Genomic DNA, 14,295 nt, shown 5'->3' with positions numbered 1-14,295 from the left:
CAGCATGAACGTTTATTTTAGTTGAAATACCGCCATTTAAGCGCATTGAAGAGAAGCTTTATTACGGAACCCAGCGAAATACAGCTGTGGCTTTACCCCTAAATTCCCTAAAGGGGACTTCATACCCAAATTTAATGGCATGATGGATTCTGAACCAAGTTCAGAATGACGACCAATGAAATAAGGCTATTGGTTTTAAACCTTTAATAGTAGCACAAACTCAATTTACATAAACCTTGGCGAAGCGGATACCGGCCTTGTGGGCAATGCCTGCAGGCGTATGAGCAAAGCAAAGGGCTACACAACCCAATGAAATACAAGTTGGGCTTTACCCTAAATTAAACTTCATAGCCATAACTAATGGCATGGTGGATTCTGACCGAAGCAGCTATTAGACCTAAAAACAATAGGAACGACTAATAAAACAAGTTCAGAATGAAGAACGGTTAGGGCGACCGATTAGGTTTTAAACTAATTACTAACAACTTTGGCAAAAAGCGATAGGAATTGTTATTTTTGAACCTCAAAAAAACAGGAGCCGATTTGGATTATTTAGCAGGATTAAACCCACAACAAAGAGCAGCAGTAGAGAACACAAAAGGACCGGTAATGATTGTTGCAGGTGCAGGTTCGGGCAAAACCAGGGTAATTACCTTTCGTGTAGCCCACCTTATTCAAACCGGTACCGATCCATTTAACATCCTGGTTTTAACCTTTACCAACAAAGCAAGTAAGGATATGCGCGAGCGTATCAGTAAAGTGGTTGGTGCAGAGGCAAAGAACATTTGGATGGGTACATTTCACTCTGTTTTTGCGAAAATTTTACGGGTAGAGGCCGAGAAAATAGGTTATCCAAGCAATTTTACCATTTACGACACCGATGATAGTAAAAGTGTAATCCGGGCGATTTTGAAAGAAATGCAGCTGGATGATAAATTATATGCGGCAAACTTTGTTTTCAATAGAATTTCATCAGCTAAAAATAATTTAATTTCCTGGGGTGAATATCAAGCTAACGACCAGATACAGGCTGAAGATATTCAGAATAAACGCCCATTGATTGGCCAGATTTACGAGACCTATGCTAAACGCTGTTTCAGAGCTGGGGCAATGGATTTTGACGATTTGTTGTTCAAAACCAATATTTTATTGAAAGAACATCCAGATGTTTTAAATAAATATCAACAGAAATTCAGGTACCTGATGGTGGATGAGTACCAGGATACCAACTTTTCGCAGTATACCATTGTAAAAAAACTGGCTGCTGCTTATCAGAACATTTGTGTGGTAGGTGATGATGCACAAAGTATCTATGCCTTCCGTGGTGCAAACATCCAGAATATTTTAAATTTCGAACGCGATTATCCTGATTTAAAGGTTTATAAATTAGAACAGAATTACCGTTCTACCCAAAATATTGTTGATGCAGCGAGCAGTATTATTGCCAACAACAAAAACCAGCTCGAAAAAAACGTTTTCTCAGAAAATGCAGAAGGGGAAAGAATTAAAGTTTCGCGGGCTTTTACCGATAACGAAGAGGGTAAACTGGTTGCTGAAGCCATTATTCAGGAACGCAGTACAAAAGGCTACCACCACAACGATTTTGCCATTTTGTATCGTACGAATGCACAAAGCAGGGCAATGGAGGAGGGTTTACGCAAACTCAATATTCCTTACCGGATATATGGCGGTCAGTCTTTTTACCAACGCAAAGAAATAAAAGATTTAATTGCGTATTTCCGTTTAACTTTTAATCCGAAGGACGAAGAGGCTATAAAACGTGTAATCAATTACCCTAAACGTGGTATTGGCGATACTTCGATCGATAAAATTATTGTTGCGGCAGACCAGCATGGAAAAACCATGTGGGACGTAATTTCGAATGCACACGAATATGTAGATGGGCGCTTAGCTAATCAATTGAACGATTTTGCCATGATGGTGCAAAGTTTTCAGGCAGAGGCAAAAAAGCTCGATGCTTATGATACAGCTTTGTTTATTGCCCAACATGCAGGTATTTTAAAAGAATTATACACTGATGATAGCGTTGAAGGACGTGCGCGGTATGAAAATATCCAGGAGTTATTAAATGGTATTAAGGAATTTTCAGAACGCGAGGATATTGAAGAAAAAGGCCTCGATATCTTTATGCAGGATGTTGCCCTTTTAACCAACGATGATAAAGATGGTGATAAGAATAAGGATACGGTTTCTTTAATGACGATCCACTCGGCCAAAGGTTTGGAGTTTAAAAACGTGTTTATCGTAGGATTGGAAGAAAATCTGTTTCCATCACAAATGTCGTTAACCAACCGTACTGATTTAGAGGAAGAGCGCCGTTTGTTTTATGTGGCCATTACCCGTGCCGAAGTAAAACTGACACTTACTTATGCCACTTCCCGCTACCGCTGGGGAACTTTAACCAATTGCGAACCAAGCCGTTTCATTAACGAAATTAGTCCGAAATTTTTAGAATTGGATGTTAAACCAGCCAAGTCGAACAGTTTTGAAGGTAATTTTGACGATGACCGCAAAACATGGACCTCGCAGCCGCGTGATTTCTTTAGCAAACCGAAATCAGCGGCCGGCGCAACTACTTCTGCCCCACCTGTCCGCCCGAAAACAACATCGTTATTGGCAAAAGCACATGTGCCAACACCTGGATTTACCCCATCGCAACCGCACGAATTTCAAGGCGGTATGGAAGTTGAGCACGAAAAATTTGGTTTTGGAAAAATTATCAGCCTGGAGGGCACCCTGCCTGATGTTAAGGCTACTGTATTCTTCCAGGGTTTAGGCAATAAACAGCTACTGCTTAAGTTTGCGAAACTGATGATTGTGAAGTAAACGCAGATTTCCTTTTTGCCACGGAAACGGAGAGGCACGAAAAAAACAAAGATTCACCATCCTGATTCCGATTTTCCATCGGGATCAGGCTTTAATAGATAAAACGTAAAGATGCTGAATCAAGTTCAGCATGCCGAGTGCCATTAAAATACGCCTAACCTTGCGTTCTCAATTTTTAATAAATAGATCGATCTTCGAGAAATTCTCCAATCTTGAGTGTAATTAATTGCTCACTGTCCAATGATTTAGCTTGCACATTCCATTCATCTGTTATTTCAATAATTTCTACCATAATACCAAATGGAAAAGATTCGCCTTTATTATCAACTGTAATTTTAACCCTTTCCCCTACTTTTGGCGCTTTAAAGAATAATTGATTTCCGACTATACTCAGCGCTTCAATTTTTTCCAAATCTGATAAAAGATATTTTCGATAAGGTGATTGCGGATTTTGTGAAACCAATACAAAAGACTGGGTCTCCATTTCATATTGAACCTGCATTTTATAGAAAAATTTACCCCTTATTTTATCTCCCAGATAAATTTTCTCGCCTTGCGCTGTAAGACAGCCTGTATAAAAAGATTCTATATCCATAAATTGATTGATAAGATCTGATTTTCCGTTTTAAACACCAAATATGGCTTAAACTTTTAGGATTCTTATTGAAAAAGCACAAAATTATCCTTATCATTGAACTCGGTTCTCCCGATTACAAACCATGCAACTTACTAGGTTAGAAATTAAAGGTTTTAAGAGCTTTGGCGATAAAGTGACCATCAATTTTAATGAGGGTGTTACCGCTATTGTTGGGCCCAATGGTTGCGGAAAATCCAATGTAATAGATGCCATGCGCTGGGTTTTGGGCGAACAGAGCACCAAAGCACTTCGTTCAGAAAAAATGGAGAACATCATTTTCAACGGAACAAAAAACCGTAAACAGGCGCAGCTTGCCGAGGTTTCATTGAGTTTTGATAATACCAAGAACATCCTGCCAACAGCCTATTCACAGGTTACCGTAACCCGTAAACTCTATAGAAATGGCGATAGTGAGTACCGTTTAAACGATGTTCAATGTAGGTTAAAAGACATTACCGACCTTTTTCTGGATACCGGAATCGGCTCTGATAGTTATTCCATTATTGAGCTGAAAATGGTTGATGAAATTATTACCAATAAAGAACATAGCCGCCGTTCTTTGTTTGAAGAAGCATCGGGGATCTCGAAATACAAATTACGTAAAAAACAGACTTTCAACAAATTAAAAGATACAGAAGCCGATTTAGAGCGGGTTGAAGATTTACTTTTCGAGATCGAAAAAAACCTTAAAACCTTAGAAAATCAGGCACGCAAGGCTGAACGTTATTATAAGTTAAAAGAGCAATACCGCGAGTTGAGTGTTCAGTTGGCTACACACCGCATTGCCTTCTTCCGTACCGATTTAAATGCATTAGAAACTCAGGAACAAAATCAGCTGGTAAACCGTGCGGCACTCAGTACCAAAATAGATACCGGTGAAGCCGAACTGCAAAAACTTAAACTAGGCAGTATCAGTCAGGAAAAGAACCTTTCTGTACAACAAAAGGCCACAAATGAGTTTGTTTCCAAAATCCGTGCTTACGAAAGTGAGAAGAAAGTAAAGAACGAACAGATGCGTTTTTTACAGGAAAAAGAAACACGTTTATCGGGTGAGCTCGAAAAAGATAAAAACCAGGTTAACCACATCAAATACAATATTAAACGTTTAAATGAAGAAGTTTTAACAGAAACTGAGGTTTTTAACCGTTTGGAGGCTGATTTAAAAACCTTAAAATCTACACTTGATACTTTACGCGAGCAACAACAAACTGAGAAAAACAGGATTGATAACCTCATCAAATCGGTTAACGAGTTGCAAAATCAGGTCTACCAATCGCAGAAGGAAATTGATATCCTGAATATCCAAAAAGATGCGCTGGTGCAGGAAACCAACAGGAATGTTGATGATACCGAAACCAAAACGTTAGAATTAAAGGCTTTCGATCATGCCTTGGCCGAACTTGATATTCAGGTTAGGGAGAAGCAAGCCAATATTAAAAACCTAACGGAAGCTGAAGGACTTTTAAAAGAAAAACTGGCTGCTTCAGAAATCAATTTAAGTTCGAACAAGGAAAAACTTACGGCCGAAAACCGTAAAAAAGATGCCAAGCAGAACGAATATAACCTGACCAAATCGCTGGTTGATAGTTTAGAGGGTTTTCCTGAGTCGATCCGTTTCTTAAAGAAAAACAACGCTTTTGCTAAAAGCGCCCTGCTCCTTTCCGATATTTTATTCTGTAACGAAGATTACCGTATAGCCATTGAAAATTACCTTGAACCGGTAATGAACCATTATGTGGTTGATCAATATGCAGATGCAGTACAGGCCATTAACCTTTTAACCGATGCGAGCCGCGGACGGGCAAACTTTTTCATTTTAGAAAATGTACCTGATAAAAACCCAATTATTGGTACGCATGAAGGCCTGGTTTCAGCGTTATCAGTTATTGAAGTTGATAAAAAATACCAGCACCTCTGCAATCTGCTTTTGCAAAATGTGTACATCGCAGTAGCTGAGCAAGAAAATCTTTTCAAAGCCACACCAACAGATAGTTTAACCATTTTGGCTAAAAATGGAAAATATGCTCAAACCAAATTTACTTTGGCGGGTGGCTCTGTGGGTTTATTTGAGGGTAAAAGGATTGGTCGTGCCAAGAATTTGGAAAACCTGGCCAAAGAAATTAAAGCTTCAGAATCATTGATTAATCAGTATGATGCTGCAATTAAAGCCGAAACTGATAACATATTTAACCTAAAAGAAGCTTCAAAAATCAATCAGATCAATGCTTTGCAACAAGAAATGAACCGTTTAAACAACGAACATATTTCTGTGCAGACCCGTCGCGATCAGTACCAGGAGTTTATTACGACCAGCGAAAACCGTAAAACAGATATTGCCCAAAAGATCGTATCAATAGAAAAAGCCTTATCTGAAAAATTGCCGGCATTGATTCAATTACAAAAAGACCAGCAAGAAGCACATGTAAATTTACAGGAACAACAACTTAATTATCAGGAAATTGCCGATCAGGTAAACGAAAGTGCTGGCAAATATAACCAGGATAATATCCGTTTTCACCAACAACAAAATAAGTTATCAGGCTTAGAAAAAGATTTAGATTACCGTTTTGTACAGGAAGAAGCTTTAAATAAGCGCATCGCCCAAAACGATAAAGAATTACAGGAGGCATTGACCCAAATTACAGCAACGTTACAGCATACTGACCTGAATGACGATACGCTTTTAGAGATGTATCAACAACGTGAAGAAATGGAAAAAGGGCTAGCAGAAGCTGAACAAGCCTATTTCACGAGCAAAGGAAGTATTAACGAGGTTGAAAACGACCTGACCAATATCCGCAAAACCCGCGAAGAAACCGATTTCTTATTAACCGAGATTAAGGATAAAAAGAACGCATTAAAAATCGATCTGAATGCCTTAAAGGAACGTTTAGCTGTCGAATTCAACATCGACATCAATGATCTTTTAGAAACAGATACCGAAATTGAAGCTTTAGAAAGTGAGTTCGATCTCCGCCAAAAGGTAGAGCGAATGAAACGTCAACTTGATGAGTTTGGCGCCATTAACTCCATGGCAATGGAGGCCTTTAAAGAAATGGAGGAACGTTATACTTTTATCCAGAACCAAAAAAAGGACCTTAATGCAGCAAAAACCGATCTTTTACAAACAATTAAAGAGATAGACGATACAGCTAAAGATAAATTTATGCAAGCCTTTACCCAGGCCCGTGAGCATTTTATCGTAGTTTTCCGTTCTTTATTTAACGAAGAAGATAGCTGCGACCTGATTTTATCCGATATCAATAATCCTTTAGAGGCCGATATTGATATTATTGCCCGTCCGAAAGGGAAAAGACCTTTATCCATCAATCAGTTATCCGGTGGAGAAAAAACATTAACGGCTACGGCACTATTGTTTTCGCTTTACCTGTTAAAACCTGCGCCTTTCTGTATTTTCGATGAGGTTGATGCACCTTTGGATGATACCAACATCGATAAATTCAATAATATTATCCGTAAATTCTCCGATCAATCGCAGTTTATCATCGTATCGCACAACAAACGGACTATTGCAAGCACTGATATTATTTACGGGGTAACCATGGTAGAACAGGGCGTTTCCAGAGTTGTAGCGGTCGATTTAAGGGAAGTAGCGGCTTAGCTCTATGTTTTCGTCATTGCGAGGAGCTACGACGAAGCAATCTTTTATTTGTATTTTCCAATTTGAAAATGAAAGCAATAGCCTTTGGCAGTCCTCAGTCCTGCTGTGCACTATTAGCCTCGCGAAAAGCTCGGGCTGCCGTTTCCATCAGGTTTATAAACGCAATACAGTACTAAAAACAGCGTTTTCTCTTCTATAATCTAATAATTAATATCTTTAAGAAAATTTAACGCGATGGTCGTCCTTTCGAGCGGAGTGCAACGAAGTCGAGAAATCTATTCCGATAGATCTCTCTCCCGACTTAACGTCGGGACGATGCTCCAGTCGAGGTGACAACCCTAACTTATTACAAAGAAATATGAAAATCCTATATATCCTTCCCTTAGCCATAATGCTAAGCTGCTGTTCATCAGTAAAAAACCAAAACAATACGGTTTCCGGCAAGTTAGATACCCAATTGTTAAAAGATGTTGAGGTATTATCATCAGATGCTTATCAAGGTAGGAAAACTGGAACAAAAGGGGCTGAAATGGCCAGGGCATACATTATAGAAAGATTTCAAAAATTAGGGCTAAAATCTTATCCTCAGCATGTAAACTATGCCCAGGAGTTCACTTTTAACGGCAGAGGCAACACAAAAATAAATGGCACCAACATTATCGGCTACATTCCGGGCAAAGGAAGTAATGTTATTGTGGTATCTGCCCATTACGACCATTTAGGCGTAGTAAAAGACGAAGTTTTTAATGGTGCTGATGATAATGCATCGGGAACTGCAGGATTATTAAAAATTGCCGCCTATTTTGCTAAAAACAAACCAAATAACACGATCATTTTCGCTTCTTTCGATGCGGAAGAAATGGGCTTACAAGGTGCAAAGGCATTTGTAGGCAATCCACCAGTGCCTATTAATACTATAGCCATTGATTTAAACATGGATATGATCAGCCATAGTGATAAAGGTGAACTCTATGTCTGCGGGACTTTCAAATATCCTGATTTAAAGAAGTATGTAGATACGACTAAAACCAATATCAAATTACTTTTCGGCCACGACGATCCAAAACAAGGTCACGATGATTGGACAAACCAAAGCGACCAGGGCGCATTTAATGCCAAAAATATCCCCTTTTTATATTTTGGTGTAGAAGACCACAAAGATTATCATAAACCTACAGACGAATATGCTACCATTACCAAACCATTCTTCAGCAATGCAGCTAGTGCTGTATTGGATGTTGTAAAAAGTATCGACAAACAAACCGGCTTACAACAGTTGTTAAAGGATAAAATGATCATGATGGACAATCCAAGAAAGTCAGAAAAATTCTAACAAACGGATTGATATAAATCTAAACCTGCCCTATCCGGCAAGAAGTTACAATTAAAGGCTATCCTCTAAAGAACTATAACTACTGCGGTACGTAAACCACATATTTAGTCTCAAAAAAATCTTCCTCAAAATAAGCTGAAAGCGGGTATAATTCTGCTTTCAGTTTTGATTCTTTGATCTCCTCTTCCAAATCGCCTCCTTTTAAATACAAAATCCCGTTCGGAATGGCATTTAGCGAGTCTTTTTTAAATTTGCCCTGTATCCATGGATAAAATTCGCCCAAACGCGTAACCGCTCTCGATACTACAAAGTTAAATTTCTCTTTAATCTGCTCAGCTCTTAAATGGTCGGCCCTTAAATTCTCCAAACCTAAAGCCGAAGCCACCTCTTTTACCACTTTAATCTTTTTTCCTATAGAGTCGACCAGATAAAATTCTGTTTCAGGAAACAAGATGGCCAATGGAATGCCCGGAAAACCACCACCTGTACCTACATCTAAAACCGATTCGCCAGCTTTAAAATTGCATACTTTAGCGATCCCCAACGAGTGCAGTACGTGGCGCTCATATAGCTCTTCGATATCCTTTCTCGAAATTACATTAATCTGTGCATTCCAAAAGCTATATAAATCGAACAATTGTGAGAATTGAGCAATCTGTTTTTCACTTAGGTTAGGAAAATATTTTAAAACGATATTGGGCTTTACATCAAGCATATTGTAATTGCTAAAGGATTATTGAATTATTTCCAGTTTACTTTTTTCTTGCCAAACAAGGCTAAAAATCCGTTCAGGGTTAGAAACAGAAACAAAAGTATGTCTAAAATCGGGAACCACCAACGCAAATCGCTATAGTTTAAGCGTTTCAGCAATTTTGGATAGATAAAACACCTGATGATGATGCTTAATCCGAGAATTCCCAGCGCTACATATTGCGCCTCGCGGCTAAAAAACATACATGCGGCAAAGAACGCATAAAACAAAAACTGAAAAACAATCTGAAGGCTCAAAATAAACTTGTGCTTCGATTTATAGAACTTTCCAGCACCAAAATGACGTTTTTTCTGCCTCAGGTAACCTCCCCAGGTATTATTGGGTTCGCTCCAAACATGGCTATCGTGGTGTAAGCGGATCTCAGTATTGTATTTATTGGCGTGTGCGTTTACGAATAAATCATCATCTCCTGATGGAATATGCATGTGCGCTGCAAAGCCCTTATTTTTAAAAAAAAGTGATTTTTTATAGGCCATATTACGTCCAACCCCCATATACGGCATGCCTTTTAAGGCGAAAGCCAGGTAATTTACAGCAGTAAAAAAGGTTTCGAACCGGATTAACGCATTTAGCAAACTTCTTTTCTTCATATAGGGCGAGTAGCCCAAAACAATTTCGGTATTCTCATCGGCAGGCTGTTGCATATCCTTTAACCAATGTGCAGAAGCAGGTGTACAATCTGCATCAGTAAAAACCAACCAATCGTACTTAGCGGCCTTTATACCCATGGTTACCGCGAATTTCTTACCTGCTATAAATTTATCGTTATCTAAAATCTTAACAACTTTCAGGTTACGGTGTTTCTTCTCTAATTGTTCTAAAAACTCCTCTGTACCATCCCAAGAGCGATCGTTAACCACCACAACTTCGAACTCCGGATAATCCTGGCTTAATAATGCAGGCAGATACTGCTCTAAATTTACAATTTCGTTTCGGGCACAAACAATTACACTTAGCGGTTTTTGTGCCGATAACGGGATCTCCTCTATGCCTACATTAGCCAATTTCAAATGAACAAAAAGGACATAGTAGAGCTGAACCAAAAGGCAAAAAGCCAATATAGAGAGCAGAATAATTTCAAGCAGGGTTAATATCACGATGGTAAAATAAATAGGCGCAAATTTCTCATTTTTAATCTGTAAATCACTTTTATGTGGATAAAAAATTAAACAAAAATATGCCCTCAATTTTTGCTATTTTTGGCAGATTTTCGACGAGAAAAAACACATATAAACCGCCAACCGTCAAAATAACAATTAGTTTTAATAAAAAGTAATTTGATGGTGGTAAGCTCCACCTAACAATTGGAGAAAAATAAATAGAAACAGATGAAATTTAGTTTACAGGCTAACGATCCACTATCTAAAGCCAGAGCCGGAACGGTAACAACTGCTCATGGCGAAATACAAACCCCTATTTTTATGCCTGTGGGCACCGCAGGAACGGTAAAAGCCGTACATCAGCGCGAACTGAAAGACGATATTGACGCAAAAATCATTTTAGGCAATACTTACCACCTATATTTAAGACCAGGGTTAGATATCCTGGAAAAAGCTGGCGGATTACATCAATTTATTGGCTGGGACCGCCCAATTTTAACAGATAGTGGCGGCTACCAGGTGTATTCTTTAAGTAAAGTTCGTAAAATTAAGGAAGAAGGCGTTACTTTTCATTCCCATATTGATGGATCAAAACACCTTTTCACGCCAGAATACGCAATGGATATTCAGCGTACCATAGGTGCCGATATTATTATGGCCTTTGATGAGTGCACGCCATACCCATGCGATTATACTTATGCAGCGCAATCAATTAAAATGACGCACCGTTGGTTAAAACGCTGTTGTACCCGTTTTGACAGTACAGAACCTAAATATGGTTTCGACCAGACCCTTTTCCCTATTGTTCAGGGTTCGGTATATAAAGATTTGCGCATAAAATCGGCAGAATTTATTGCCAGCATGAACCGCGAGGGCAATGCTATTGGTGGTTTATCTGTTGGTGAGCCAGCTGAAGAGATGTATGCCATGACAGAAGTGGTATGCAATATATTACCAGAAGAAAAACCGCGTTATTTAATGGGTGTGGGCACACCGATCAATATTTTGGAGAATATTGCACTGGGTATCGACATGTTCGATTGTGTAATGCCAACCAGAAATGCCAGAAATGGCATGCTTTTTACCAGAAATGGGATTATAAACATCAGGAACAAAAAATGGGAGAACGATTTCTCGCCGTTGGATGCAGAGAGCGATCTTCATGCTGATTTAGTAACCAGTAAAGCATATTTAAGACATTTGGTACATAGTAAGGAGATGCTTGGCGCTCAAATTGCTACCTTGCATAATCTGCATTTTTATCTTTGGCTGGTAAAACAGGCCAGAGAAAAGATCATTGCTGGTGAATTTTACGAATGGAAAAACAAAATGGTTAAAATATTAGGCAATAAGCTATAAAATGAATCTGTTAAAAGGAAGGATAAAAATCATCGATCAGTATATTATCGGAAAATACCTGGGTACATTTATTTATACGCTGGCCATTTTTGTGATCATTATTGTAGTGTTCGACCTATCTGAAAAGATGGATGATTTTATGAAAAGTGGCCTGAGTTTTTGGGGAATCCTCTCTAAATATTACGCAGGCTCTATTCCTTTTTATGTGAATATGCTTTCACCGCTGATCAATTTTATTGCGGTAATTTTCTTTACCGCAAAAATGGCCGATCAGACTGAAATTGTACCAATTTTAAGCGGTGGTGTGAGTTTTAACCGCTTTTTATTTCCTTATTTGGTATCGGCTACGATTATTTTCTCAGCCAATTTACTTTCAAATCTATACATCCTTCCTTATACCAATACCTTAAAAAATAGCTTCGAGAATACGTATGTAAAACGTAACGACCCTTCCACAAAATCAAACATCCATATGAAACTGGATGACAAAACCTATATCTATATTGATAATTTCGACAACAAAACGAATTCAGGATACCGGTTTTCTTTAGATAATTTTAGTGGAGATGTACTCACCAAAAAGATCGTTTCCGAAAATATAAAATGGGATTCGCTTAAACGCAAATGGCAGTTGAACAACTATTCCATACGCAAGATTGAGGGATTGAAAGAAACCATGATTTACGGTAACGGAAAACAAAAAGATACCATTCTGGATATGCGTCCGGATGATTTTTCGGCATATGACAATGTGGTGCAAAATTTAACCACAAAGGAACTTTCTGATAAGATCAGGAAAGAAAAAATCCGCGGAACGGGCGTAATGAACGATCTTCAGTTTGAAAAATACAAACGTTACCTCCACCCGCTTTCTGCTTTCGTATTAACGCTCATTGGCGTAGCCCTATCGTCGCGTAAAGTACGTGGAGGTGTCGGTGTATCCTTAGGCATCGGAATCTTCATCAGCTTTGCTTATATCGTATTTAATCAGTTCACACAGATGTTTTCTACCAAAGGTGGATTACCGCCTTTTGCGGCTGTTATTATGCCTACATTATTCTTTGGCTTATTAGGTTTTTACCTATTAAGAAAAGCACCAAAATAGCGATGGACGTTACCAAAAAGAATTTACTCATCCTTCATCTTACTGTATTTGTTTGGGGCTTTACGGGTGTGCTCGGCAAACTGATTTCTATCGATGCAGTGCCTATGGTCTGGTACCGGGTATTGATTGCCGCAGCTACACTTTTTGCATGGTTTTTAATCACCAAAAAGAACATTAAGATTACTAAAAAACAGTTTATCCAATTCTTTTTAACTGGAGGAATTGTAGCCATTCACTGGATATTTTTCTTTCATGCCATTAAGGTTTCTACTGTTTCAGTAACCTTGGTTTGCCTCTCTTCCTTCACGTTATTTACCGCAATTTTAGAACCGCTGATCAAAAAACAGCCAATACAAATGGGCGACATTCTGATCGGTTTATTGATCATTCTAGGAATATATATGATCTTTAAATTCGAAGGCCAGTATACTTTAGGAATTATTTTTGGTTTGCTGGCAGCAGTTGCATCAAGTCTTTTTTCAACTATAAATTCTACTTTGGTACAAAAAAGCGAGCCTTCCATCATCAGTTTTTACGAGCTTGTTGGTGCACTTTTCTGGATCACGTTATACCGCTTATACGATGGAACACTGTTACACACAGCATTCAACTTAAATACCAAAGACTGGTTCTATCTTATTCTTCTCGGTACACTTTGTACATCCGTTGCTTACGTTGCAGGTGTTGCGGTAATGAGAACTTTATCGGCTTTTAGAGTTGCATTAATCACCAATCTGGAACCTGTATACGGAATAGTATTAGCCTTCGTTTTCTTTCAAAGCAAAGAGCAAATGACAGGTGGATTTTATATTGGCGCAACCATTATCCTGGCCTCTATTTTTCTCTATCCGATCTACAAAAAGAGAAAGAATCAACTGTAAACACAAACGATAGAAATTTAAATTTTCTTTAGAAATGATACCAGCTGAATGGACAGTTTCGGTTGTACCTATTGGTGGTAGCTAATCCATTCTGAACAGCACAATGCTTACAATTTCTAAATTAAATTTCTTGGTAAAGATTAGATAAAAGTGTAATGAGGAAGCTTATCAAAAATAGTCACTCTAACCTTTATTTAGTATCATAAAAGCCTCCGACTCGCCTTATATAGAGATGCAAAATCACATATTAAAAGCAGCGAACAACCACCCAAAAACATTAGGAATCTAATGTTTCAGAGACATGCAACATAGCCAAGCTTAATCAAATCATCGGAACAAAAAGGATAGTTTCAAATAAGGAAAACCAACTTAAAGAATGCAATTTATCGGAAAGTGAAAGATCAAAAATAAGCATCGGTCACAAGCATGCAAATCTCCATCAAGGTAGATAATGCCCATACAAGAGCATACTTAAAACGAGACGAATAACTATTACAAACCGTTAATCTGAACTAATGTCTCTTTTCAAAATCTACGGATTACCCAACTAAACTTGCTACCATCCGTTGCGGTATTTCAGCCAGATAAAGAAGATAGATAGCCATAACAATAAGTCAGACAAAAGCGAATAAAAACTAA

9 protein-coding genes are annotated in these 14,295 nt (G+C 38.4%); 6 read left to right on the top strand and 3 right to left on the bottom strand.

All coding sequences use genetic code 11. The features are described from left to right. The first annotated feature begins 543 nt into the window (after window positions 1-543). Window positions 544-2,847, top strand: coding sequence for an ATP-dependent helicase (locus LQ227_RS20565; RefSeq protein WP_230145372.1), 2,304 nt, complete (start codon window positions 544-546; stop codon window positions 2,845-2,847). 175 nt (window positions 2,848-3,022) lie between these two features. Here LQ227_RS20565 and LQ227_RS20560 read toward each other — a convergent pair whose 3' ends face one another. After that, window positions 3,023-3,442 (bottom strand): hypothetical protein, encoded by a 420-nt coding sequence (locus LQ227_RS20560; protein WP_230145156.1) that lies wholly within the window; start codon window positions 3,440-3,442, stop codon window positions 3,023-3,025. 124 nt (window positions 3,443-3,566) lie between these two features. Here LQ227_RS20560 and smc point away from each other — a divergent pair, with 124 nt between their 5' ends. After that, window positions 3,567-7,106, top strand: a complete 3,540-nt coding sequence (gene smc, locus LQ227_RS20555) for a chromosome segregation protein SMC (RefSeq protein ID WP_230145155.1) — start codon at window positions 3,567-3,569, stop codon at window positions 7,104-7,106. 358 nt (window positions 7,107-7,464) lie between these two features. After that, the gene (locus LQ227_RS20550) at window positions 7,465-8,439 is read left to right on the top strand and encodes a M28 family peptidase (RefSeq protein WP_230150805.1); all 975 of its coding nucleotides are present in this window, start codon (window positions 7,465-7,467) and stop codon (window positions 8,437-8,439) included. Between the two features lie 79 nt (window positions 8,440-8,518). On the opposite strand, the gene rsmG is transcribed toward LQ227_RS20550, so the two are convergent. After that, window positions 8,519-9,154: a 16S rRNA (guanine(527)-N(7))-methyltransferase RsmG gene (rsmG, locus tag LQ227_RS20545; protein WP_230150803.1), complete on the bottom strand. Its 636-nt coding sequence runs from the start codon at window positions 9,152-9,154 to the stop codon at window positions 8,519-8,521. A 26-nt stretch (window positions 9,155-9,180) separates the two neighbouring features. Then, a complete protein-coding gene (locus LQ227_RS20540) occupies window positions 9,181-10,398 on the bottom strand; it encodes a glycosyltransferase (protein ID WP_371824751.1) in 1,218 nt (405 codons plus the stop codon). 141 nt (window positions 10,399-10,539) lie between these two features. Here LQ227_RS20540 and tgt point away from each other — a divergent pair, with 141 nt between their 5' ends. The 3 genes from tgt to LQ227_RS20525 are packed head-to-tail and all read left to right on the top strand — an operon-like array spanning window position 10,540 to window position 13,656. Continuing rightward, window positions 10,540-11,670 carry a tRNA guanosine(34) transglycosylase Tgt gene (gene tgt, locus LQ227_RS20535; RefSeq protein WP_215126823.1) on the top strand — a complete coding sequence of 377 codons (1,131 nt, stop codon included), beginning with the start codon at window positions 10,540-10,542 and terminating at the stop codon, window positions 11,668-11,670. A 1-nt stretch (window position 11,671) separates the two neighbouring features. Then, window positions 11,672-12,775: an LptF/LptG family permease gene (locus tag LQ227_RS20530; RefSeq protein WP_230150800.1), complete on the top strand. Its 1,104-nt coding sequence runs from the start codon at window positions 11,672-11,674 to the stop codon at window positions 12,773-12,775. A gap of 2 nt (window positions 12,776-12,777) precedes the next feature. After that, window positions 12,778-13,656 carry a DMT family transporter gene (locus tag LQ227_RS20525; protein ID WP_230145151.1) on the top strand — a complete coding sequence of 293 codons (879 nt, stop codon included), beginning with the start codon at window positions 12,778-12,780 and terminating at the stop codon, window positions 13,654-13,656. Window positions 13,657-14,295: the final 639 nt, after the last annotated feature.

The organism is Pedobacter sp. Bi27 (assembly GCF_918698255.1).
In the GTDB taxonomy this organism is placed as follows: Bacteria; Bacteroidota; Bacteroidia; order Sphingobacteriales; family Sphingobacteriaceae; genus Pedobacter.
This window is presented reverse-complemented; position numbering and strand designations above follow the sequence as displayed.